A 23,026-nucleotide genomic window follows, 5' to 3' on the forward strand; every position below is an offset into this window, starting at 1 on the left:
ATGAAAGTACACAAAAAGCGCCTTGCAAAGGCTCTTAAATTGACACCTCTAGCCTTGGTAATAACGTTAACTGGCTGTGCCATTGGGCCCGATTATACCGAGCCAAAGACGACAATAGCTGCGACCTATATGTATGACCATCACGAGCTAGTTGCCGAGAATGATTACTGGTGGACTCAGTTTAACGACGAATCTCTGAACCAAATGGTTTCAGATCTTCAGCAGCAGAACATTCCGATCAAGATCGCTTCCCAACGCATCAAGATGGCAAGCAGTTATCAGTCGGTTGTTAATTCCTTCAAGGTTCCTACCGTCAATATCGGAGCTGGTTATTTTAATTATCAGTTAAGTAAGAACGATTCCCTGCTGGGTCCCGCTCTGAACCCGATTGGCAGTACCACGCCGACAGGGACCCCCTTGGATTCGGTGACCTTACTCGATAATCAACATGATGGTGTCTTTGCCGGCGCCAGTATTGGTTGGGAAATGGATTTATTCGGACGCATCGACAGACAGGCCAATGCTGCCAGCATACGTGTGGAACAAGCTGAGATTTACCGGTCTGGGCTCAACACCCTGATCACCGCAGATCTTATTCATAACTATCTACAATACCGGGGCGCACAAGAGCGTATTACGCTGATTAAGGCTAACCTCGCTGATCAGGAAATGACTCTGAAGCTAGTCGAAAAGCTGGTTAAAAGTGGCTATGGTTCGGAGCTCGATCTGGCTCAGGCTCAAACGATGTTAGCGGCAACACAATCCGTGATTCCTCAATTGGAAATCGCGCAACAAGTGCACAAACAAAGAATGGCGATGCTGCTTGACGAACCTCTTTCACAGGTGGACGCTCGGCTCGCATCCCGAGACACACTCCCAAGCATCGAGGGTATTATACCAGTAGGGTTGCCCTCTGATCTTCTTCAACGTCGCCCAGATATACGCATCGCCGAGAGAGAGATGGCCGCCGTAAACGAAGAAGTTGCAGCAAGTATCGCCAATCAGTACCCGAAATTCTTCTTAACAGGAGCGCCAGGTGTCACCGCCAGTAGTTTCGATGACCTATTTAATGGCGACTCTGTAGGATGGGCCGCGGCTGTTGGTGTAAGTTGGAATATCTTTGACGGCGGTCGTGGTGAAGCAATGGTCGAGTTAAACGAGGCTCGTTTTAACAGCGCCGCCCTCGCCTACGAACATTCGGTAAATACAGCAATCAAAGAGGTTGATTCCCTGCTGTTTGCCTATGGACGCAGTCAACAAAATGAACAACGAATGCAACAAGCGCTCGACGCCTCCACCAACGCCGTTGGCAAGGCAGAGTCACTCTACAAAGCGGGATTGATTAACCACCTTGCACTGCTCGACGCTCAACGTCAGCAACGCATAATGGAGGATCGGAAAATTGCCGCAAGACTGCAAACCGCGCAAGTGACCGTCGGACTCTACAAGTCACTCGGTGGAGACTGGCGTTTAAAAAGCATAGATAACGACGACGCTTAACCGTTTGGCTTACGACCCAATAAAAATGAAGTGCCTACGACCTTGTAGGCACTTTTTGTAATCAGTCACTTTGCTTAACATTTCATAGATATACAGTGCACTTCCCTTCCCACACCGGACGCTGCAGATCGATGCCCATGCTCATAAAACCTTGGTCAACCTGACTTGCTGCCCACGCATCAAGTGAATAAGGGATCTATTAATATCTTGCTGTAACGCACACCTCTCTCCTCTGCGTTATCTATACTTACAGTAGTTAGTCATAACATCAGAGGTGGCTACAAATGGACTTCACAGAAAAACTTCGCTTACGAGGCAAAGCTGAAGAGGACATGTACTTCGCAGCGTTGGATCGTCAACTCATTGAAGCTATGCACGAAAAGCAAAAGCTTGAAGACGAGCTGTTGAAATCGCAACATTCTGACGACCCAACATTTGATACCGGTTCTCATAGCAAGTAACTTGCCTGTCTAGAGAAAGGGATCGTGTTCCCCAAAGCGTCGTCGTGCCAAATTTTGGCGAATTCACATATACAAATCATTCGACAAACCGAGCGAACAATTTAAACCCCAAATTATATATCAAGGCTCTTTGCTTTGGGGTTCAATTGTTAAAGCAATCACGATTTCAATCCCTATAATCCATTTTGGTGGTACAGAGCAGAGCATCTCGTTTTGTATCGACAATATCGTTAAAGAAACGGTTGAGCTGGAATGTGAAACCTATTGCCCGGTGTTTTACCATGTAGAACAATAAACGCCGTAGTAAAGAGAAGGTGAGTTGTATACTGACCTTCTCTGCTCCTTCTACTATTTCTCTCCTTTTTTCACCATTAAATTTGGAACAAGCCTCTAATAATTTTTAAGGGGACAAGTGGTCAATCAGTTCAAACTGAACACTTCATCACATTTTGTTCAATCTAGAGTTAATACTCCATCACACTTTGTACCGCCATCTATGCGGTATATTTTCCAACCATAAAATCAACAATATCAACAATGTAATGGCTTACGATGTGCTCGTCTTTTGCTAGTCAGTAAACCAGCGCTGAATTACATGTTGGCAAAAATAATATGAAATAAGGCTATTCATCATGAAATTTAGATTACTCGCAACGTCGGTTTTGGCTGGATTAATAAGTGGCTGCGGCGGAGGTGGCGGAGGGGCAGACGCCAGCGGCAGTTCCGGGGGCTCTGCGGCGCTAGATGCACAAAGCGCTGCTGTTGCGGCCAACAGTCTAGAGACACTGGAACAGCCAGTAGCCATGACGAACTTCATCATCAGTGTATTACATCAACTTTCTGTTACAGACGGCGCGATCAGCGGCGACTGCCAGACCAACGCTTCAGAGGCCGGCACATTCTCTGCCCGGCTAACAGGTTCAACGCTCTCTCTTGCTCTCGACAATTGTGACATTACCGGAAAAGAACAAATTACTGGCGCAACGACCGTGATTTTTGAGCACTTAAGCAAACACGGCCAGTACCTTGAGTTCGCAGCGAACATAGCCACTGATGTGCTCGAATATGACCATAATGGGCAGCGATTTACCGTGAAATACGACGCGTCCATAACTCAGGCGTTAATGACTGATCACAACATCAAGCTTACCGCCCATTTAAACAATGACGAGGCAATCACGGTCGATGGTACTCCTATCTTTTTTCACCAGAGCGAAGTTGTAAGGGAGTTAGATTACCTGACAGGCAGCTACTCTGCCTCCGCTTACGCCAATATCTCTGCGCCTCAAATTTTCGATGGTACGTTATCTCTCCGCACGTCCTCGCCACTACAAGGTACGATTTTGCAATACCCGACGGCGGGCAAATACACAATCTATGGTGCTAATGGCAGCTATGCTTCCGTGAGTCCCGGCAGCACCCGTTATTGGGCAAAAATTGAGGCCAGTGGGAGCGGAGAATCTATTGATGTCAGTTGGTCAGATATGACATCAGGAGCAATTATTGCCTTCCCTTCCCGACGAGCGGTCTTCCCGGGAGAATTTGGCTCTGATTACCGACCCGACGAACAGAGACTATTCGTAAATCAGTCTCCGAACCTAGACCAATCGGCTCAACACCCGCTCCAGCCAGAACAAACTGTATTGATCATTCCTGCACCGCAACCAGAACAGTTAGCGGACTCGCATTTTTACAATCGTTACGACTACTCTACTGTGTCGCCTGATAACTATGTTGTCACCGCAGACGGGCCTTGGGTAACCGTCAAGATGCTGGAAGATCTTCCGGTTGATGCGGACTATACGCTTGAGTTTCCGAATCTGACAGGAGGGGTATTTACGTGGCTTGAATTCAACACGCATCAAACCTTCGAAGTCTCTGTAACAGAAGATCAGATCATAGAAGACTTGTCACCGTTCACTCTCAAGCCTGTAGATGTTACTGGAGACAGCAGCAGTTACAGCGTCGCATGGTCTCAGATCGTCAAAGACCACTCGATCGAGGTAAATCAGATAAATCCGACCGAGGCCACTATTGACCCCTCAATGATGCAAACCGGAAAGATTTACAAGTTTCAGGCACAAATCACCGACCCTTACAACAGAGTATCAACGCACGTCGTCTCTCTCATGGTTGAGGATCCGGTCAAAGGACGTTCATTTGTTTCCTACGACACCGACCAAAACTGGAGAGATCCTAATCAGCATTACATGAAAGTGATAGAGTCGAACGGATACATTACCAGTTCTGACGCCTATATTTCCAATCTGGCTGACAGCGGTTACAACCTGCGAGAGACGTTTACATTACAGCTGACCAATATGACACACGGGTACGTGTATAAAGGCTACAACGGCTCAAACTCGGATAGTGACTTTTATTTTTCTGTTGATGGCAACACCCTCAACTACAACTGCATGAAGTCCAGTGTTTATCTGGACGTACTGGAAGATGACGTGGTTGTAGAAGGAGTAAACTCTGAAACGGGCGCCCCGAACGAATACCATAAGCTAGCAGCTGACTTTACCATTACCTGTGATTCAGGCACCCTGAATGGCAAGATTCGCTCCAACTCTCATATTGAGTAACCTTGCATTGGGGAGAAGAGAACACACTACTCCCCCATCCCTGTTGGGTTACCCTCCATAACCTTTCTCACCGCCAGCCAGTATCCATATCTTCAGCCACGCCAATCGTGACGATGTGTTCACGCCTGTCGCATTGTGCGAGTACCGTTGCGTGGTTATGCGTCTCACCCACTCTTGGTAGCGAGGATGACAACTCCCCTCAGACAACTGGTAACAGTGGCGTCTGAGCAGTTTGCGTAACAGCAGATTTTCCAGACTGATTTGATCCAATTCCCACAGCGCAGCCAGAAATAGCCAGACTAACGGCAACTTCTGTTCTTGTTTGGCCTTTTGATATCGCTGCCCTAAGCGGTAAAGCATCAGAGTAACAAAACACAAAGCGCCGAATCCAAAGCTCAGGCGCAACCAGTAAGTACGCAGATAACTGCCAAACGTGTGCTTAATCGACACTGTTTTGTCACTCAGCGTATGCCGCTCCATGGTCTGCGTCTCTGGATTCCATTGATAGATCTCAATACCGGGGATGACAAACTGACCCGGTTGCTCAAACACATAGGTAACCTGCTGTTTTAGTGATGCGAAATGATCACCTCTATTAGCACTATCACGCTTCTCTGTCGTTTCTACATACCTTTGATATCCCTGGTCACTAACTGATTTAGCCAGTAACTCCGGTATCAGCATGATGGTGTTGTCCTGCACGTCCAGACTCACCGAACGCTGCAGCGCATCTCCTACATTCATTTCATCCGAATTCGATGACACCTGTGACCAGTGTTGTGTCAGATTGACAGAGGGACTGACCAACCATAAGTTATCTGGATTCATCTGCGCCGACGGCTTATTCACCTTAATTGTGACGGGGTGCGTGACGAGGTAGCCCTCAATGTTAGCGTTATCACCTTTCACCTGCATTTGAACCGTAATACTGGGAACAATAATCTCACCGGTCGCCAGCGGATAGAGCGTCATCTCCCACTGCTGTACCGCGTAGGTTTTTCCATGTCGACGCTGCGCAGAATTGACCGCAAAAGCACTCCGGTTCGCTATTAATGCATTGTACACATCAAAATGGTGTATTTTGGTACCCTTAGTAAACCAGGTGTCGGTAGCCACTTCGATGGTTAATGTCACCTGTTGGTGGAGTGACACTGTCTTCTCTTTGGAAACAAAAGCTTCCACCGAGACCCGCCCCTGTTGCTGTAATGACGCCATGTCATTGGCCAATGATACCTGCGGTTTGATAACCAAAAGAATAAGGAAAAGCACGAGACGGACACGATTCATCTACTTCGCCTCCTCGACTTGTGCAATGAGCTTCTGAGTGGCTAACCCCAGTTCCAGCTGTCGATGAAACTTATAGGCCAGAAACACACCCAGCTCGCTGTCGACACGCTTCATCCACTTATCATGAGCCGCCGAGCTTGTGAGCAATTCTTCAGCCGAAAGTTTCTCTTCTTTCACTAGGGATGGATCCAACTCTTGAGTCACGCCATCCGCGGTTTGGGGATTGTTACCCAGCTCCTGACTACTCTCCATTTCGCCACTGCTTAACTGGCCCTCGGAGAACTCATTGATATGCTTAATAATCGCTTCCATCAACTGAAGGTTGTGCAAAGCTGTCCTATTACCTGGGTTACTTTCCAGGACCTCCCGATACAACTGACGCGCAGCGACATACTCACGTTGATGCGCCAGAGATGCCGCAGCACCTAACTGAGCTTCCACAGTATCCACCCTAAGGTAATACTGCTGTGCACTTTGATAGTCCCCGGCGAAATAAAATGCCGTCGCTTTCCAGTAAGGCTCTTGAAACACTTTTGCGGCCTTATCATATTGCTGCTGATTGAACAGTTGCTGACCCTGCTGGTCTTTAGTAAACCAAATATCTGCCCAACCGATAGATTCTGCGTAGGTGCCCGGACTGTAACTCAAGCCACTGACCATCACTAAAACTATGCTCCACTGCACTAACCATCCTCGACGGAACCAAAGCAAGTACAGCAATATCAGCGGTGCCAGCAAAACATATCCCGAATCAAACCAAGGTTCATTCTCTCCCCCGGTAAATTTGGCATGCTGCGCAATTGATGAGGCAAGCACTTCAACATCACTGTGATCGACGGTAAAGACAACCCATTCACCCGACGCGTTACGAGCCAGCGACGACAGTCTTTGCTCTTCTAACGGAAACCTGACATCTGACTGCGTTTGCCCTGCACCCCAAATCAGCAATTGATGCTCTTTCCCCGAGAAATAGCGCTCAAACTCTGCTACTGCGCTATCACTCAAGCCATCTGTCACCAACAACACAGAACCCGGAGCACCTCCAGTCTCCAGTAAAGACTGGACTAGCGATAGTGTATATTCAGCAAACTTACCTTCCCTTGGCATTACCCCGGGTTTTATTGCATTGAGAAGCGGTTCAAACACCGCAAGATCCATAGTTGGCGGCATGGCCAGATGAGCACTTCCCGCAAACACCACCAGCGATACTTTTCCTCGGTTTCGCAACTCAAGCAGTTGCAAGATCTTTTGTTTGGCGATAAACAGACGACTTGGAGCAACATCGGTTTGTAGCATGGAGCTTGATACATCCAACACCACCACCAGCGGTGCCGCATCTTCAGCAAAAGGCGAAGCTTGTCGATGCCAACTTGGGCCCGCAGCGATGACCGTTGCTATCACGCTAACCAGCGCCAGTCCCTTTAAGGGCAGGTTGCTGCGCCATGTTGCTTCATTCACCAAGAGTGCCTGCCTAAGGTGCTGTGGCAAACGCCTCTTCCACGCTGTAGCCTGCTCCTCTCTTCGCCAGCGCCAGTAAATCAATGCAGACAGCGGTAACAATAACAGTAACCAATGCGGCCTTAAAAAATGAAACTGCTCGATGAATAAATCGCTGTTTATCACCCTTCACTCCTTGCATGGTTCACTCTGACTCGGGACCAGTATTCGCTTTTCAAAAATCGATAAAACATAAATAACAAGTGATTAAGCAGCGCCATTAGCACCGGCAGATAATGCAGACTGGTTTTCGGCTGATAGGTAAAGCTTTGGTATAGTTTGGGCTCTAGCTCAGAAATGGTCTGGTAGATTTGGTTAAGGTCATCAGGCGACATCGCCAGAAACGCCTTCCCTCCGGTGAGTTTGGCCATCTGAACCATGGTTTCAAAATCAATTGCCTGATCCCCTGATGTATTCGGGCTGCCCATCGCCACCATATACAGTCGAATCCCATACGCTTTCGCGACCTTTGCCGCATCAATAGGAGGCACAAGGCTGTTGGTATCATTACCGTCAGTCAAAACAATCACCACCTTGTCTGTCGAACTCTGGCGCGTGTTGTCTTGATAGGTTTTGATCGCCAACCCCACCGCATCACCTAAGTGGGTACTCTCTCCGGCCATTCCCACCTCAACTTGTTTCAGCAGAGTCAGCCAGGCTTGGTGGTCCGCAGTAAAAGGAGACTGGAGATAGGCAGCATCACCAAACAAAATCAGCCCGAGTCGGTCACCGTCGCGTTGCTCACTAAAACGAGTAAGTACCGATTTCGCCGCCGCCAGTCTTGATTGAGACTCTCCTGAACGGTCAATAAAGTCTGTTTCCGACATCGAGCCCGACAGATCCACCACCAGCATCAGGTCGCGTCCACTCAATTGATGGGTTTGTGGCGCAGCTAACCACATAGGGTTGGCGGCCGCGAACACCAACATCAACCAAGTCACCAATAGTGATATTCTCTGCCATCGACTCGGTGTGAGGCTGACAGCACCATGAGTTGCTCGTAGGTTCAAAGCCGAGACCAAACGACCGAAAAATGGTACAGAAAGTGCCTCACTCTTTGTTTGATAGTCCGGGATACAGCGATAAATAAGGTAAGGCAGAGGAAGCAACAATAACAACCCTGGGTTTTCCAGTTCGAACATCTTGCCTCCTAGCGATGATTTCTAATCCAGTCACACACCAGTGACTCAAGTTGCCGTAGTTCGGTTGGTGTCCAGTTGATATCACTATTGGCGGTATAGAGATTCTGCTGCCACTGATGAGCGATCGTACTCGCAAAACCCGGTTCAGGGATTTTATTGCTCAAGAAAACCAGCCACTGCTCCCCATGCAACGATGCCACCGAGGAAAAAGGATAGCGATGACAGGCGACTTGTTTTAGTACGCTGTTCAGGGCAATCAAATAGTTACCTGCATGACTCTTTGATAACGCGCCAATCGCCTTAAGTGCAATCCTTCTGTACCTATTTGAGCGGTACCTGTGTATTGTTCTAAACAGCAGCATAGCGCTCGTCACCAACAATACAACGGCGACCATTTTCCAACCGATAGTCTCAGGAAAAAATCTAATAGCCTCAGGTGTGACAGGGTCGATAAGATCGTTAAGCAGAATATTATTTTTTGACATTTTTTCCTCCATTTAGCTGCGCTGTCAGCTGAAATAAATGCTCGCCAGAGGTATCAAGTTCAACGTAGGGAATGCCCATCGACTGCAAACTTACTTTGACGTCGCGTTGACGCCGTTGCCAACTTGAGTTGTAGTTGGCAATCTTGGCCGCAAACCCTGGTTCTATCGCTATCTGGTACTCTCCATCACTGAAACAGAGGGTTTCATCAACCAGTAGCGACTGTTCCATTGGATCTTGAACCGCAATACACATCAGGTCGTTATGCCGCTTTAACTGAGTCAACCGCCGGATGCTCTGAGAGTCAAAGTCAGAGAAGTCACTAATCAGCACGATGAGCGCACCTTTGGGTTTCTTTAGTGACAGACGGTACAACGCATGATCTAAGTTATACTCAGGCTCACTCGTTTTTCTGCTGTCATCCTTCTTTGCGAGATCGAGGCCTCGCTCTGCCAAAGCTCGAAATACATTAAGTAGTTCACCTTGAGAGCGCCGTGGTGGAAACCAATCCGATGAATTATCACCAAAAACCATAGCGCCAACACGGTCCCCCTGCCTCAAGACTTGCCAGCTGCATGCCGCCATTACGTGAGCGACAACCACCGATTTCATTGTTTCCAATGTCGAGAAAAACATATGACGACTATGATCAACACAGAACAGTACTGAACGATCTTTCTCTTCCTGGAATATCCGTAAGTGGGGCTGATTGGTTTTCATCGTCACCAACCAGTCTATGTTGCGAACATCGTCACCAGACTGATATTGCCGAAACTCTTCAAAGTCCAGTCCCCTGCCTCGATAGCCAGATAAGTGCCCGCCAGAAAGGCGGCTCACAATATGATGCGAAGAAGGCAGGGTAAACTCCCCTGAACTTTGCTTTGTCAGCATCAGATCGCTGACGGTGACAGCGATTCTGGGGTCAATACGATTTGCCACCAGTAGTTAACCCAACGGAACCTGGAGTAAAAGCTCATCTACGACTTTGTCCGGACTGACACCATCGGCAATAGCATCAAAGCTTAAAGTCAGACGATGCCCCAAGATGAAAGGCGCTATCGCTCTGACATCATCCGGAGAAACAAAGTCACGCCCAGATATATACGCATGTGCTCGGCTGCATCGATCCAGTGCGATGGATGCCCGAGGACTGACACCCACCTCAATCCAATTGGCCAGTTCACTATGTTTGTATCGTTCCGGGCACCGTGTTGCGATGACAATATCAACCAAGTAGCGATCGATAACATCTGAGACATACACATTTTTGACCGCTTCCCTTGCTTCAAGCAAAGTATCAATGGAATAACGTTCGTGCCACTGAGGGAACTTTTGGTCACGGTCTTGTGGCAGCGTTTGCTCTTCACCAGCCTTATCTTCTTCTCGGACAAGACGAATAATATCCATTTCCGCCTCAGCACTCGGGTAATCTACGGATACTTTCATAATGAATCGATCCATCTGCGCTTCTGGCAACGGATAAGTCCCCTCTTGTTCAATGGGGTTTTGCGTGGCTAGCACCATAAAAGGCTGAGGCAGTGATTTCGACTCCCCCGCAACGGTCACTGTACCTTCCGCCATTGCTTCTAGCAGAGCCGCCTGTACTTTCGCAGGGGAACGGTTGATCTCATCAGCCAGTACGATTGAGCTAAAAATCGGGCCAGGCTGAAAAGAAAGCTTTCGTTCCTCATGCTGATAGATTTGTGTTCCTGTAATGTCCGAAGGTAGCAAGTCCGGGGTAAACTGAACCCGGCTGAATGCCAGATTCAGGGCATCCGCCAATGTCTTCACCGCACGCGTCTTAGCCGTCCCCGGTAGCCCTTCCAGTAGAATATGGCCCCCGGTCAAAAGAGCGATAATCATCGATTTGGTTACATGCTGTTGACCGACAATGTTGCTGTTGATCTGATCGATGAGTTCAACAAAAGGCAAGTGCGAAACGTTATTTATAGTCATTGTTTTAATTGATGTTCTGGATGTTGGAATATTTATTCGTCAGTGAAATGATGGCCGTTTCTGGATAAAACTTGCTTAATTGAGACAAACAGGTCTTTGCCGTCTCACCGACCGCGAGCTTCGCCTCACAAAGGGAGTACAAATATTGAGGTGTCCCTTGCTGAACATACGCAGTTTCAAACAGTGTCAATGCTTGTTTTGGCTCTGCTTCAAGGAGCATCAGTCCCAGCAAATACGCATAGTGCGCGTTTTGAGGTTCAATCTTGTAAGCTTGGCGCATGTGATCAATTGACTGACGAGTCTGCTGAGTTCGCCAGTAGCTCAATGCTAAGCTGTGATGCAGTAAGGCACTTCCTGAATGAGCGACCACTCCCTGCTCAAGAACATCCAATGCCAAGGCCTCGCGGTTGGTATCCCTATAGAGTTCAGCCAAGGCGACCGCTACTCTTGGCTGCTCAAAGGATTGCCACTCTGACAACAGCAGTTGCTCTGACTCTTCATATTGCTGGCGCATTCGATACAGCCAGGCTTTTTCGAGTCGTCCTTCAGATGTATCTGCTGAGGCGGCTATCTGCCTGTCAATGGCCGGGGCGAGCGCCCTGCGATAACTGTCAGGAAGCTTTGACCAGAGAGGGGCTAACGCTCTGACCGCACGGCTCTGGACTCTGGGTTCGGTATCATCAAGTAGCGGTGAAACCACATCCCACTTTGCTCTGCCTTGCCAACGCTGCGCGGCATTGATACTGGCAATCCTAAGCTCAATGTGTTGCGAACGCGAGGCTCTGCCAACCGCAATCAGTGCATTGGCTCCTGAATAATTTCCCAGCATTATCGTTGCGGCAACACGCTGATTCAAAGGCAAAGAGTGATCTTGAGACATTTCAGAAAGCTGAGCTTCTCGCATTCCTGCAGGATTTTCTATTGAATCGGAAGCAGCATGAGCCATGCCACTCATCAACATCAATAACATCATCCCGCTATGACGTAGCCAACTGGTCAACGTCATGATGACACGTCCTCATCACGTATCTGCTGATTAATCGCTTCCGCTTTTATCATCAGAGCATGAAGGAACATAACCTGCTCAGTGTTTGGCATGTCATGAAGACTCAGCCATTCGTTGACTGCGTGCAAGGTGTCCACATAACGGGTGTCTGCGTCAGGGCCTTGTGGCAGATAAGCGAGATCGCGCAACGAGTCGACCAAGTCGGTATAGGCCATTTCGGGCATCACCAGGGTTCTCATCTGCTGACTATAGACCTGCTCCAGGACATCATGATTCCCCTTGGCAATTTGATACTGAGTGCGTTTTTGCTGATAAGGTTCACCACACTCAGCATGTTTAGGTTGCTGTTGGCAAAAATTAAACTGTGTAGCGAAAGAGGTGTAGCGGATACTCATATTCTCGAATGCTACGTCAATCATCTTTTCGACCTGCTTGGGAGGAAACAATGCCTCTACATCCTGAGCCTGCACTTGAGAACCCAACACTGCCAACAAACTTGAGATCATCATTCTACGAACTTGGTTCATGTTTCAGGCTCCTATTTAAAACGGATCTTCATCGCATCAGCATTGATGCCTTTGTGAACCGGGTATCCCATGGTGGCAACGATCATCGAAATATAGGGGTCGATGTGAGTAAAGAACTGCTTCCAACCACCGCACAGATAGTTAAGGCCACTTTCCCCTTCCAGCGTTTTGATAAACCGATTCTTAGGGCACTCACCAAAACAGGCAAACTGGTATTTACATTCCCGGCACTGCTTGGGAAGAGTGCCTTCCTTGGCGTTCCCAAACTCTTGTTGACCTTTTGAAAACTGGAGATCTTCCAGCGCTACGTCATTGATGTTGCCAAGCTTGTACTCGGGATACACATAGTGATCGCAAGCAAAAACATCACCATTGTGTTCAATTGCCAGTCCCTTACCACACATCGGAGCGAATACACACAGAGGGTTAACTCGTCCCATCCACGACTCAACACACGCTTCAAAATAAGGCACGTTAACCTGACCAATGTCATTCTCCAGCCACTCATCAAAAATGGTACAGAGGAACGTACCCCACTGACTTGCCGACACACACCAGGGTTCAACGATTGAATTCGGGTGGCTTGGTTCAGTTTCTGGCATACCCTGAAACAGCACTTCCGACTCAGGCCAGTGCTGAGGAGCGGTATCTCTGAATGATTTAGGTTCAACGATGGGAATAAACTGCATTTGTGGTGAACGCACCACGTCTCGTAAAAAACGGTACACTTCCAGCGGATTAGCACCTGAAATATTGTTGACGCAAGTGAGCGTGGCAAAATTCACCTGATACTTGTGTAGTACCTCAACGCCCCTCATCGTCTGTTTAAACGTGCCTCTACCTGAACGGTTAGTGCGATAGGTGTTGTGGATCATTTCCGGGCCATCCAGGCTCAGTCCGACCATGAAGTTGTTTTTGCTGAGAAATTTGCCCCACTCATCATTGAGCAATGTGCCATTGGTCTGTAGGTTGTTTTCTATTTTCACCCCTTTCGGGCGATATTTTTTCTGCAGACGAACAACGTCACGAAAGAAATTCACGCCAAGCAGCGTTGGTTCTCCGCCCTGCCAGTGAAACACGATCTCCGGGTAGTTTTGTTGTTCTATGTAAGACTTGATGTAGTGTTCAAGCATATCTGGAGACATTTGACTGCTGCAGCCTTTCTCATGTCCCAACAGCTCTTCCTTACTCAGGTAATAGCAATACGAGCAATCAATATTGCATGCAGAACCAATCGGTTTGGTCATGATACTCATGCGTTTAGCTGGCTCATTAAGGGGAAGAGTCTGGCCGAAGTGCTGTGTTTTTTGGGACATGTTGAAGCCTCGCGTTGGGGTCACGAACCGTGTGACTGGCGCTTCCTTGTGTTCATTGAGTCGCTATTATCTCGCTACTTTTTTGTACCGTAATCGGTAAATTTACTGCTTAGCGACGCGGAATGTTCTGTTCTCCGCGCACAAAAAAGCCCGGTTGAAGAACCGGGCTTGAACGCGTTATCTTATCGCATTACTTGTATTGAGCACGTTGCCAGATGTTCATTTTCTCTACGATTTGGTCGATTGAGAAAGAGCCTGGAACCTGACGCGGAGGGAACTCCTGGAAGGTTTGCAGGAACTGACCCGTTGTAGCCGCACCCAGGTACAGGTATGGAAGATGCTCAATGTACCACTGTGTGTACATGCCTTCATGGTCAGCGATCTCATACGGGTCTTGACGAAGGTTGTACATCTTAGGCGCACGAAGCTCTTCAAATGAGCAGTTCCACGTTTCCAGACCGTGGCAATTGTTCACGCTAAACATGACTTTGTAGTCACCCACACGAACCGCAGAAATATCACCGCCATCCGTTGCGTAGATGTAGTACTGACGAGGCCAGCTTGCCAGGTTGTGCTGTGTCGTTGCTTTACCCGTTTCCAGAGCAGGAAGCAGGTTGTAACCGTCTAGATGTACTTTGTACTCTTTACCATTGATTTTCTTGCCTTTCTTTAGGTCTTCAACGATTGTTGTATCACCTGTTGCAGCAAGGAAGGTTGGCATCCAGTCGTTGTGAGCCGCAATTTCATTAACCACTGAACCCGCAGGGATCTTACCAGGCCAACGCATCATTGCTGGTACACGGTGTCCACCTTCCCACGATGAGTTCTTCTCTCCACGGAAACGTGCGGTACCACCATCTGGCCATGAAAGCTTCTCCACCCCATTATCTGTGGTGTAGCTAACGATGGTGTTATCAGCAATCTTCAGCTCATCCAGTTTGTCCAGCAGCTCACCAACCATGTTGTCGTGCTCTACCAGACCGTCACCATAGATACCGCCGCGCTTAGACAAACCTTTTGACTCTTCCTTGAGGTGTGTCCAAACGTGCATACGCGTTGCGTTAAACCAAACAAAGAATGGCTTGTTTTCTTTGTGAGCACGGTCGATAAAATCAAGTGCTGCCGTCAGGAATTCCTCGTCCACTGTTTCCATACGTTTTTTGGTCAGCGGCCCAGTGTCTTCGATCTTGCCATCCGCATAAGAGTGAATGACACCACGTGGTCCAAACTTCTTCTTAAACCATGGCATTTTCGGATAATCCGGATGCTCTGGCTCTTCTTCCGCGTTCAAGTGATAAAGGTTGCCAAAAAATTCGTCGAAACCGTGGTTGGTTGGCAAGTGCTCATCCAAATCGCCTAAGTGGTTCTTACCAAATTGACCAGTCATGTAGCCTTTTTCTTTAAGAACCGTCGCAATGGTCGGGTCCTCCGGCTTCGAACCTTGCTTCGCTCCTGGCATGCCTACTTTTGTCAAACCAGTACGCATCGGGTGCTGGCCCGTGATAAAGGCTGCACGACCCGCCGTACAAGAGTTCTCACCGTAAAAATCAGTGAACAGAACACCTTCGTTGGCAATACGATCAATGTTAGGCGTCCAGTGGCCTGCCTGACCTTTGGTGTACGCACTCAGGTTATCCATACCAATATCATCACCCCAAATAGCAAGGATATTCGGACGAGAAGTATCAGTTGTTGCAAAGCTTGTCATCGAGGTAGCCGCAAGTGCTGCACCTACTGCAAGCTGTAAAAAGGTTTTCTTTTGAAACATAGTTCAGACCTTGGATTAGAATTAAGTCGAAACTATTATTTAAAAACCCTCTTGGTTGGTAATCAGTATATTTACTGCTTATAAAACCCGTGTTGGAATTATTTGATGGATATAACATTCGATCAATTAATAGCGCATCAAATCCTTACTCAACAAAACTATTCATGTTGACTAGTAAACTTGACCGCCATCATGATTTTTCCTGTTTTTTATTGTCGAACATCAAATGTCGCTTCGGTTCAGTACATTTACTGTATTTCACCTCCTATTCCCTATCTAGAATCGCCTCACTTATACAATTTAAGTTAATTAATTTTGACCATTTCTACTTACCGTTAAATATTTCAGGTGTCTATATGCTAGATTATTTTGCACTCTTTCTGGTCTTTTTCGTTTTCATAACAATATTTTACGGAATCATTGTTATCCATGATATCCCTTACGAAATCGCCCACAAACGTAACCATCCACATCAGGATGCCATTCATGTCGCTGGCTGGGTCAGCTTGTTTACTCTGCACGCTATCTGGCCGTTCCTGTGGATATGGGCAACGCTCTACAAGCCCGGTACGGGCTGGGGTTTCTCACAACAACAGAAACTGCAATTTGATTCGGAACTAGAGCAAATGAGGCTCGAAATCGTCGAACTTAAGAAGCAAATTAATAAGGTCGAGGGCTAATAATCATGGATATGTTAATTATTCTTACCTATACCGCTTTATGTATTGGTATCTTTAAGTTATTTAAAATCCCTCTAAACAAGTGGTCTGTTCCTACCGCTGTATTAGGCGGTATTGGTATTCTTAGTACCATCATGATTGCGATGAACTACAACCACCCTTATGCCAAATTCTCTAAAGAAGTGTTCGTCTCCGTTCCAATCATTCCGCAAGTGACCGGCACGGTTAAAGAGGTCCATGCCAAGGCGAACGTCCCGGTAAAAAAAGGCGAACTACTGTTTACGCTTGAAAACGACAAACAACAGATTGCCCTTCGCAAAGCGAAAGCGGCTCTGGAAGAAGCAAAAAACGTCGCCTATCAGAAGAACCAGGGGTTAGTGTCAGCTATAGCCAACACTGAAAAGGCACAAGCCGCTGTAGAAAAAGCGGAAGCGAACCTTAAGCGCACTGAGTCTACATATCGTCGCTATACGGAAGCTCATACCAAAGGTGGCGAAAACTCACCATTTACTGAAGGCCAGATTGAACGCCAGAAGGAGCTCTACAACGCTGCAAAGGCTGGAGTAAATATTGCTCGCTCAACACTTGATGCCGCTAAATCGGAGCAAGAGCGCATCCGTCTGGACGCAGATTCCAATATCTATGGCGAAAACACCCGTGTCGCTCAATTACAGGAAGCGGTAAAACAGGCAGAACTGGACCTGGAATATACCTTTGTTCGTGCTCCTGCTGATGGTATTCCAACCCAAATTGCACTAGCTCCTGGCTTCCGGGCGGCCTCTATTCCTCTGCGTCCTTCCATGGTGTTCATCCCGAATACGGGCAAACGTCAGATCGCCGGTATGTTCTGGCAAAACTCATTGCGCAGACTAAAGCCGGGGCTGGAAGCTGAAATGGTCCTCGACTCACAACCAGGCAAGGTCTTCACGGGTAAGCTAGTCAGCGTACTGCCAGCAATGCGTGAAGGTGAAGTACAAGCCAATGGCACACTCGTCTCGGCAAGCACACTGGCCCGTCATGGATTCGCTGTAGGTATCATCGAATTAGACGAAGATCTGGATGACTACGCTCTACCAATGGGCGTTCAGGGTCAGGCTGTGGTACTGAATCACGAAGGTGACATTCTCCATACCTCTATCGTTCGACGCGTCCTGCTACGTATGATGTCATGGCTCAAGTACGTTTGGCCGATGAAGTAACGAAAATAAAAAAATCCTCGGAATGTCCGAGGATTTTTTTTGCCTGGTGAGTAATGAACGTTACTTCACTTTTTTCTGTTCTCAAGCCAGTATCCCAGCGTGTATGTGCAGATAGTGATATCAGTGATGACAAACGGAATGAAATCCGCATTGAGATGGGCCGTTTCCGGATTGAAGAAGTTCGACACATACAAATACACCATAAACAACTTCTCCAGGAATGAATACAGGATGATAGACTCTCTCCACTGTGGCCTGAATGCAGAAGCAGTAATGAAGAAGCCCATCAACCCGACCATCATGCCCCAATGCCTGAAGAGAAACACATAATTTGAGTCATACGGCAGGTCGTTCATTTCACGTAACGCAGATTCGGGGTTGATGGCATAGATGCCCGCAAACATTGTGACCAGACCGCCGATAACAAGAAACGGTTTTAGATAGCGATTAAAAAACATAGTGCACCACTTAAGTTAAAATAAAATTTGAAGAGAAAACTATTCACGGATAAGAGAATTCTGATATCGAGTGTATCGAAAGGCCGATGGGGGGTATTCAGTAAGAATTACGGTTTATTAAGAATGATTGACGAGACGCAAGAAAAGTAGCGCTGGGGAAGCGCTACTTAACAGAGAGAGATTAGAAGCTAACGTTAAGACCTACAAAATGGATATGACCTTCAAATGTCCCATCTAAGTCAGGAAGTCCATCAAGATTTCCTGGATTCGGTCCGACCTGACGCTGAATGGGCATCGAACCAAAGTCGGCGAACTCATAAAAGAAGTCGACTGTCTTACCATCCCACTGTGTACGAGCACCCACTGAGTAACGGAACTGCTCTCCAACTGGCAGATCCACCCATTGCAGTGAAGGGTCGTCCTGCGGTGAAGTCTCATAAGAGAAGCCCGCTTTGAGCGCCCACTTTTGGTTTAACTGGTACTCGCCACCCGCAGCAAACTTCCAAACGTCCTGCCATTGTCTGTCAATGCTCTGCGATACGTTATCGTTATAAAGAGCCGTTTCTTTGAATTCGCTCCATTGATGAAATTGAACAGAGCTCAGTAACGACAACTTGTCATTGACCGCGTATCGACCACTCAGGTCGACGATCGCTGGAATCGCCAGCTCGGTGTTTACAGGAATAGGTTCATTTATCGCATCAGAGCTCGCCTTGACCGAGAACTCATGGATGAGCTTTGAATGATAGCTGAGGCCCAGGGACCAGTCGTCACGGCTATACATCGCTCCCAAGGTAAAACCATAAGCCCAGTCAGAACCCAGGTCGGTTTGCAACGTAGAGGTAGACGCTTCCAACAAACCATAGTTTAACTGAGCGCCAACCGCTACCGACAGATTGTCATTCACGCGGTAGCTAAGGTTTGGATTCAGCTGTACTGCCGTCATAAACGCCTTATCCAAATAAGGAGCGCCAGCCCAATCGCTACCATACTCAATGGACGAGCCACCGACGACACCGAAGTTCAGACCCAAGTGAAGGTTGTCGCTGATTTGGCGAACATGAAACATGCCCACAGACGGCATTGTGGTGGTCGCTTGTCCATTACTTTGGGCCGGGCTGTTGTCAATGTAATCCATATCCAGATTCAGCAACATTGCGTTGACTGTGGTTAATTGTTCTCCCATAAATGACATGGTAGCCGGGTTAGCCCAACTCGCGGCTGCAGACTCGGTATAGACACCATCACCCGCACCTGCGGTACCCGCATTCGCCGTAACAGCCTCCTGTAATAACAACCCGCTGGCATTGACCGTCGGAGCCAGTAGCAATAAAGCTATGATCGATTTTTTCATGTTTTGTCGCTCAGTAAGAATGAATAGAGTGACGCCCAAAAAATTCTCCTAGAATACTTTGGTTTGTCGTGATTTACTGGGTAGAATTTTAAGAAAGCCGTAACCTGAAATGATCGGTAAAATTACTGCAACGGGTAGGCGAAATGATATTTTGTGAGCAAGGTAATTGATAGGAAAAATAAAGCCGTACTCTATGGCGAGAGTACGGCAATAATTCCAACAAGAAGAAGTAACATTGGCTATTTGCGGGTGTCGTTGTGGCCCGCCATAAAATCATTGGTTCCTGTGACTTTAGACAGCCAGTCCCAACCACGAAAACCCAAAATACCTCGAATAAATGGAATAAGTCCGACTGCTTTTGGACGCGCGACCAGGATTTTGTTTCGCTTAATGCCCTGCCATACTGCATCCACCATCTCATCGGTAGAAATCATCGGCATCAGCTTTGAGTGTGCGCCAGCAAACATACCTGTATCAATATGACCCGGTGTCACGGTGGTCACCTTAATGTGTGGCAGAGTCTCAGCCAACTCAACACGAAGACCTTGCGACCAGCCTAGCATCGCCCATTTACTTGCACAGTAAACAATGATTCTTGGACAATACATAAAGCCCGCACCTGAAGAGATGTTGACGATGTGAGCATCAGCCACATCAGCCATAGCAGGCAGAAAAGCGCGTGCAATGTGCATAGGCGCGGTACTGTTGATTTGCATCGACAAGTCGATTTTTTTAGGGTCATGGTCAATGAAACGCTCCGATATAACGATACCAGCGTTGTTGATCAGCAGTTCTACCGCCCCTATCTCAGCGATAATTTTCTCTGCAGTTTGATAAACCAGTTCTGTATTCGTCACGTCCACTTCAAAAGTATGGATCTCTGTTTTGCTAGAACTGAATTCCTGCTTCACTTGCTCCATTGCCGCTTGATTCAGATCCCAGATGATGACGCGCTTGGCTCCGTCTCGAACCGCTCTTTCTACATAGGCCTTGCCCATACCACTCGCGCCGCCCGTCACCAGTACGGTTTTGTTCATCACGCTTTTCATGACTGTCTTACCCTCAGTTTAAAATGTGGTTTCAATCGATATTTGATTGAATGATCTTTAACTGAGGGCAGTATAAATGCAGGGTGTAAGGGAATATGCAGTAATAACTACTGCATAGATAATACTTTGTGGTTAATGTCGGTGGATACTAGCGATCAACCGATTCAATGCCTAATCCATTTCTCAAGGCGAACTGAACCAGCTCAGTGTGATTGTCGAGCTCGAGGATATCGAGCATTCTGTATTTATGCGACTCGATAGTTCTCGGGCTGAGAAACAATTTCTCGGCACATTGCTTCGCGGTATATCCCTGGGCCAATAACGTCAGCACGGTGCACTGTTTTTTACTCAGCAGCAGCAGCTTTTCACTCTCATCCACAACGGTACTATCATCCAGACTCAAGTTCCGGGTCATGGTGGCATGCTGCCAGAAGCACAACCAAATATCGCACAATAACTTAAGGCGCTTAATGTTTTCTTCAGTAAGTGGCGGCTCATCCAGACTAAACCTTGAGAAAGCAAGTGCGCCCCAGGTTTGGCCAAACAACTCAAGACGAATGATACCATGCCACCTTGCCCCCTCACGATATAGCTCTTTCACGGGATCGAGAGGATGTTGAGCTAATGCTTCACTATCAAAGATCTGCCAGGTTTGCTTAGAGCGAAGAATACGCAAATACTCTTTGTAATTGCCCTTAAGAAAACGTTGCTTTTCCAGTGCAGGAATACCTTCTCTTGATACAGAGATGGTTTTGCCATCATTGAGGAGAATCATAGAGTTGGGAAATACGGTGAGCCTGTCCAGTTTGAACCACTCCAGCGCTTCTTCAGCTAACTTTACAAAGTTCTCTAAGAACTCATTCGGTTTTGAAGCAGTAAGTTGTTCTGACTGACTCATCAGCAGATCTTCAAATGTACTATTCATTCTAAATGTCGCCTTACAACAGACTAATTATTATAGATTTTTAATAAAAACTAGCTCATAGATGTCTAAAGTGTCAACACATGAGAGCCGTTGGGCAGATACAAAAAGGCCAGTAGCAAGTGCTACTGGCAAAGGGTTTAATAACAGTGTGTCAAAGACTGAATTAAAGGTTTACGTTTGCACGTAGGAAGAGCTTGTCATCGTCTTCAGAAGAGAATTTGTAGTCAGTAACAAGTTCTAAGTGCTCGTTCAGGCGGTATGACGCGCCGATAGTGAACCAGTCGTCTTCCATGTAAGAGCGGCCAGCTTCTGTAAAGTTGTACTCTTCTGAGTTGTAAGTAGAAGAGATAGACAGGTTCGTTGTCGCCTGATATGCGATACCAAGAGCGTAACCTGTAGTTTCTTCGTTATTTGTTCCTGTTGTTTCAACATCTGCAAAGTCGTATTTCGCAGCAAAGTTAAACTTGTCGAATACAGCAACTGCACCAATCGTGTACACTTTTTCACTTAGGTTTTGTGCATCTGTTGAGTTTTCACCTTTTGCGATGTCAACGTAAGTACCACCGATAACTACAGGACCTACTGTCGCAGAACCGCCCACAGCCCATGCGTCATTTGAGTGTTCCCATGTAGCACCGATGTCAAAGTTTTCACCAAAATAGTGATGGTTTAGCTGCTCATCAGTACACGCTGCTTCGTCAGCTTCTGCACCCAGACCATGCTCTTTTGAGATATCACCGAAACCTAAGTAAACATCCGCGATACCACATTGCTTACCAAATGTCGTCACACCTGCTGCTGATTTAGCACCGAATACGAAACGGTCAACATAGTTAATTGGCTCAACTTTTGAGTCGTAACCTACCCACTGGTAACGCGCTTCACCGCCCATTAGAAGTGAGAAGCTGTCTGTCACTGCATAGCTAAGGTCTGCACCCACTTTGAACATGTAGCTATGTTCAAAGCTATTGTTTTTGTCATCAAACAGAACATTACCGCCTAGCTCAGCACCTGCGTATGCCACACCAGAAAGCTTGTCGTTTTCAATGAAGTCATACAGGTTGTTTGGCTTGTCTGCTGTAGAAGACAGTTCAGAGATGTTTGCTGCTGAAGACTGTTCTGCCGAAACTGTTGCTGCATCCGATTCAGCTAGCGCTGGCGCTGACAAAATCATCGCGATAGCAATTGCTAGTTTTTTCATTTCTTGTATCCCAATAGTAATGTTGTGTACTTCAATGACCGGGCATATATGCCCTTTCGTTGGGGATAATATTGAATTAATCGACGTGGCATAAATACGGTAATATTACTGAAAAAATTTATATCTAAGTGTTCTAGCTCACAATTATTTAGTCACACAAACTTGGAGACTTTTATTATCAAAGTTGAATTACATTTTATAAAACATTAATACAGTATTTTTACTGCATTTATTTTAATTATTTAGCGTCAATATCGATAATAATTATCCCAAGCCACTTATGCACATTGTTGTTATACTCAAGTAACCTCAAGATGCTTGTTCAGCGAGAATTACTTGGCTTCTAGGCGCGGCAGTGATTTGAAGATCTAGTGGCTCTAAATCGAAAATCGCTAACAAAGCATAGAAGCCAAGTAAACTCGCCCTTTGGAAGCTCATCAAGGTGCCCATTCCTGCGTCAAATAGTTTCGAAAGGGAATAGCCATTCATTCAACTATTTTCCTTGAACTGAACACCTTGATTAAGCTCTGAGTCCTGCATCTTGAAGTCACTTGAGTATAATCAAATAATAACAAAGCCGACTATCAGAAATAGTCGGCTTTGTTTAGTATCACCAGCAAGAAGTTCCG

Annotated in this window: 21 protein-coding genes; 5 read left to right on the forward strand and 16 right to left on the reverse strand. The window is 47.0% G+C overall.

All coding sequences use genetic code 11. From position 1 onward, the window contains the following. The 3 genes from C4S60_RS08715 (at position 1) to C4S60_RS08720 (ending at position 4,549) form a co-directional block, all read left to right on the forward strand. A complete protein-coding gene (locus tag C4S60_RS08715) occupies positions 1–1,500 on the forward strand; it encodes an efflux transporter outer membrane subunit (protein ID WP_103879949.1) in 1,500 nt (499 codons plus the stop codon). 284 nt (positions 1,501–1,784) lie between these two features. After that, positions 1,785–1,961 carry a hypothetical protein gene (locus C4S60_RS23645; RefSeq protein WP_167390965.1) on the forward strand — a complete coding sequence of 59 codons (177 nt, stop codon included), beginning with the start codon at positions 1,785–1,787 and terminating at the stop codon, positions 1,959–1,961. A gap of 632 nt (positions 1,962–2,593) precedes the next feature. Continuing rightward, entirely contained in the window at positions 2,594–4,549 is a 1,956-nt protein-coding gene (locus C4S60_RS08720; protein ID WP_103879950.1) for a hypothetical protein, read from the forward strand. 48 nt (positions 4,550–4,597) lie between these two features. On the opposite strand, the gene C4S60_RS08725 is transcribed toward C4S60_RS08720, so the two are convergent. The 10 genes from C4S60_RS08725 to C4S60_RS08770 all read right to left on the reverse strand — a co-directional run bounded on the left by C4S60_RS08725 (position 4,598) and on the right by C4S60_RS08770 (position 15,531). After that, on the reverse strand, positions 4,598–5,836 hold the full coding sequence (locus C4S60_RS08725; RefSeq protein WP_103879951.1) for a BatD family protein: 1,239 nt from the start codon (positions 5,834–5,836) through the stop codon (positions 4,598–4,600). Further along, complete coding sequence (locus tag C4S60_RS08730) at positions 5,837–7,459, reverse strand: vWA domain-containing protein (protein WP_244183065.1); 1,623 nt, start codon at positions 7,457–7,459, stop codon at positions 5,837–5,839. Beyond that, on the reverse strand, positions 7,456–8,475 hold the full coding sequence (locus tag C4S60_RS08735) for a vWA domain-containing protein (RefSeq protein ID WP_103879952.1): 1,020 nt from the start codon (positions 8,473–8,475) through the stop codon (positions 7,456–7,458). The genes C4S60_RS08730 and C4S60_RS08735 overlap by 4 nt, the downstream gene beginning before the upstream one ends. A gap of 8 nt (positions 8,476–8,483) precedes the next feature. Next, on the reverse strand, positions 8,484–8,960 hold the full coding sequence (locus tag C4S60_RS08740) for a DUF4381 domain-containing protein (protein WP_160111350.1): 477 nt from the start codon (positions 8,958–8,960) through the stop codon (positions 8,484–8,486). Continuing rightward, on the reverse strand, positions 8,947–9,897 hold the full coding sequence (locus C4S60_RS08745) for a DUF58 domain-containing protein (RefSeq protein ID WP_103879954.1): 951 nt from the start codon (positions 9,895–9,897) through the stop codon (positions 8,947–8,949). The genes C4S60_RS08740 and C4S60_RS08745 overlap by 14 nt, the downstream gene beginning before the upstream one ends. 6 nt (positions 9,898–9,903) lie before the next feature. Then, the gene (locus tag C4S60_RS08750) at positions 9,904–10,914 is read right to left on the reverse strand and encodes an AAA family ATPase (protein WP_103879955.1); all 1,011 of its coding nucleotides are present in this window, start codon (positions 10,912–10,914) and stop codon (positions 9,904–9,906) included. Positions 10,915–10,918: 4 nt separating this feature from the next. Next, on the reverse strand, positions 10,919–11,920 hold the full coding sequence (locus tag C4S60_RS08755; protein WP_103879956.1) for a tetratricopeptide repeat protein: 1,002 nt from the start codon (positions 11,918–11,920) through the stop codon (positions 10,919–10,921). Then, positions 11,917–12,447, reverse strand: a complete 531-nt coding sequence (locus tag C4S60_RS08760) for a hypothetical protein (protein WP_103879957.1) — start codon at positions 12,445–12,447, stop codon at positions 11,917–11,919. The genes C4S60_RS08755 and C4S60_RS08760 overlap by 4 nt, the downstream gene beginning before the upstream one ends. Before the next feature lie 11 nt (positions 12,448–12,458). Then, positions 12,459–13,763 carry an anaerobic sulfatase maturase gene (locus C4S60_RS08765; protein ID WP_103879981.1) on the reverse strand — a complete coding sequence of 435 codons (1,305 nt, stop codon included), beginning with the start codon at positions 13,761–13,763 and terminating at the stop codon, positions 12,459–12,461. Between the two features lie 190 nt (positions 13,764–13,953). Next, entirely contained in the window at positions 13,954–15,531 is a 1,578-nt protein-coding gene (locus tag C4S60_RS08770) for an arylsulfatase (RefSeq protein ID WP_103879958.1), read from the reverse strand. A 356-nt stretch (positions 15,532–15,887) separates the two neighbouring features. Here C4S60_RS08770 and C4S60_RS08775 point away from each other — a divergent pair, with 356 nt between their 5' ends. Together C4S60_RS08775 and C4S60_RS08780 are read left to right on the forward strand one after the other, a co-directional pair. After that, positions 15,888–16,211, forward strand: coding sequence for a DUF3302 domain-containing protein (locus tag C4S60_RS08775; RefSeq protein ID WP_103879959.1), 324 nt, complete (start codon positions 15,888–15,890; stop codon positions 16,209–16,211). 5 nt (positions 16,212–16,216) lie between these two features. Further along, positions 16,217–17,410, forward strand: coding sequence for an HlyD family secretion protein (locus tag C4S60_RS08780; protein ID WP_103879960.1), 1,194 nt, complete (start codon positions 16,217–16,219; stop codon positions 17,408–17,410). A gap of 65 nt (positions 17,411–17,475) precedes the next feature. Here C4S60_RS08780 and C4S60_RS08785 read toward each other — a convergent pair whose 3' ends face one another. From C4S60_RS08785 to C4S60_RS08810, 6 genes are all read right to left on the reverse strand, one after another. Then, positions 17,476–17,868, reverse strand: coding sequence for a hypothetical protein (locus tag C4S60_RS08785; protein ID WP_103879961.1), 393 nt, complete (start codon positions 17,866–17,868; stop codon positions 17,476–17,478). Positions 17,869–18,049: 181 nt separating this feature from the next. Further along, on the reverse strand, positions 18,050–19,222 hold the full coding sequence (locus C4S60_RS08790; protein ID WP_103879982.1) for an OmpP1/FadL family transporter: 1,173 nt from the start codon (positions 19,220–19,222) through the stop codon (positions 18,050–18,052). A gap of 239 nt (positions 19,223–19,461) precedes the next feature. Next, the gene (locus C4S60_RS08795; RefSeq protein ID WP_103879962.1) at positions 19,462–20,271 is read right to left on the reverse strand and encodes an SDR family NAD(P)-dependent oxidoreductase; all 810 of its coding nucleotides are present in this window, start codon (positions 20,269–20,271) and stop codon (positions 19,462–19,464) included. Positions 20,272–20,419: 148 nt separating this feature from the next. Continuing rightward, entirely contained in the window at positions 20,420–21,196 is a 777-nt protein-coding gene (locus C4S60_RS08800) for a helix-turn-helix transcriptional regulator (protein WP_167390966.1), read from the reverse strand. A gap of 163 nt (positions 21,197–21,359) precedes the next feature. Continuing rightward, complete coding sequence (locus C4S60_RS08805) at positions 21,360–22,397, reverse strand: porin (RefSeq protein WP_103879963.1); 1,038 nt, start codon at positions 22,395–22,397, stop codon at positions 21,360–21,362. A gap of 309 nt (positions 22,398–22,706) precedes the next feature. Continuing rightward, positions 22,707–22,886 (reverse strand): hypothetical protein, encoded by a 180-nt coding sequence (locus C4S60_RS08810; RefSeq protein ID WP_103879964.1) that lies wholly within the window; start codon positions 22,884–22,886, stop codon positions 22,707–22,709. Between the last annotated feature and the right edge of the window lie 140 nt (positions 22,887–23,026).

This window comes from Vibrio hangzhouensis, from assembly GCF_900107935.1.
Taxonomy (GTDB): Bacteria; Pseudomonadota; Gammaproteobacteria; order Enterobacterales; family Vibrionaceae; genus Vibrio; species Vibrio hangzhouensis.

Coding starts and splice junctions, on each gene's coding strand:
- C4S60_RS08715 (WP_103879949.1), top strand. CDS start 1: ATGAAAGTACACAAAAAGCGCCTTGCAAAGGCTCTTAAATTGACACCT.
- C4S60_RS23645 (WP_167390965.1), top strand. CDS start 1,785: ATGGACTTCACAGAAAAACTTCGCTTACGAGGCAAAGCTGAAGAGGAC.
- C4S60_RS08720 (WP_103879950.1), top strand. CDS start 2,594: ATGAAATTTAGATTACTCGCAACGTCGGTTTTGGCTGGATTAATAAGT.
- C4S60_RS08725 (WP_103879951.1), bottom strand. CDS start 5,836: ATGAATCGTGTCCGTCTCGTGCTTTTCCTTATTCTTTTGGTTATCAAA.
- C4S60_RS08735 (WP_103879952.1), bottom strand. CDS start 8,475: ATGTTCGAACTGGAAAACCCAGGGTTGTTATTGTTGCTTCCTCTGCCT.
- C4S60_RS08740 (WP_160111350.1), bottom strand. CDS start 8,960: ATGTCAAAAAATAATATTCTGCTTAACGATCTTATCGACCCTGTCACA.
- C4S60_RS08750 (WP_103879955.1), bottom strand. CDS start 10,914: ATGACTATAAATAACGTTTCGCACTTGCCTTTTGTTGAACTCATCGAT.
- C4S60_RS08755 (WP_103879956.1), bottom strand. CDS start 11,920: ATGACGTTGACCAGTTGGCTACGTCATAGCGGGATGATGTTATTGATG.
- C4S60_RS08760 (WP_103879957.1), bottom strand. CDS start 12,447: ATGAACCAAGTTCGTAGAATGATGATCTCAAGTTTGTTGGCAGTGTTG.
- C4S60_RS08765 (WP_103879981.1), bottom strand. CDS start 13,763: ATGTCCCAAAAAACACAGCACTTCGGCCAGACTCTTCCCCTTAATGAG.
- C4S60_RS08770 (WP_103879958.1), bottom strand. CDS start 15,531: ATGTTTCAAAAGAAAACCTTTTTACAGCTTGCAGTAGGTGCAGCACTT.
- C4S60_RS08775 (WP_103879959.1), top strand. CDS start 15,888: ATGCTAGATTATTTTGCACTCTTTCTGGTCTTTTTCGTTTTCATAACA.
- C4S60_RS08780 (WP_103879960.1), top strand. CDS start 16,217: ATGGATATGTTAATTATTCTTACCTATACCGCTTTATGTATTGGTATC.
- C4S60_RS08785 (WP_103879961.1), bottom strand. CDS start 17,868: ATGTTTTTTAATCGCTATCTAAAACCGTTTCTTGTTATCGGCGGTCTG.
- C4S60_RS08790 (WP_103879982.1), bottom strand. CDS start 19,222: ATGAAAAAATCGATCATAGCTTTATTGCTACTGGCTCCGACGGTCAAT.
- C4S60_RS08795 (WP_103879962.1), bottom strand. CDS start 20,271: ATGAAAAGCGTGATGAACAAAACCGTACTGGTGACGGGCGGCGCGAGT.
- C4S60_RS08800 (WP_167390966.1), bottom strand. CDS start 21,196: ATGAATAGTACATTTGAAGATCTGCTGATGAGTCAGTCAGAACAACTT.
- C4S60_RS08805 (WP_103879963.1), bottom strand. CDS start 22,397: ATGAAAAAACTAGCAATTGCTATCGCGATGATTTTGTCAGCGCCAGCG.
- C4S60_RS08810 (WP_103879964.1), bottom strand. CDS start 22,886: ATGAATGGCTATTCCCTTTCGAAACTATTTGACGCAGGAATGGGCACC.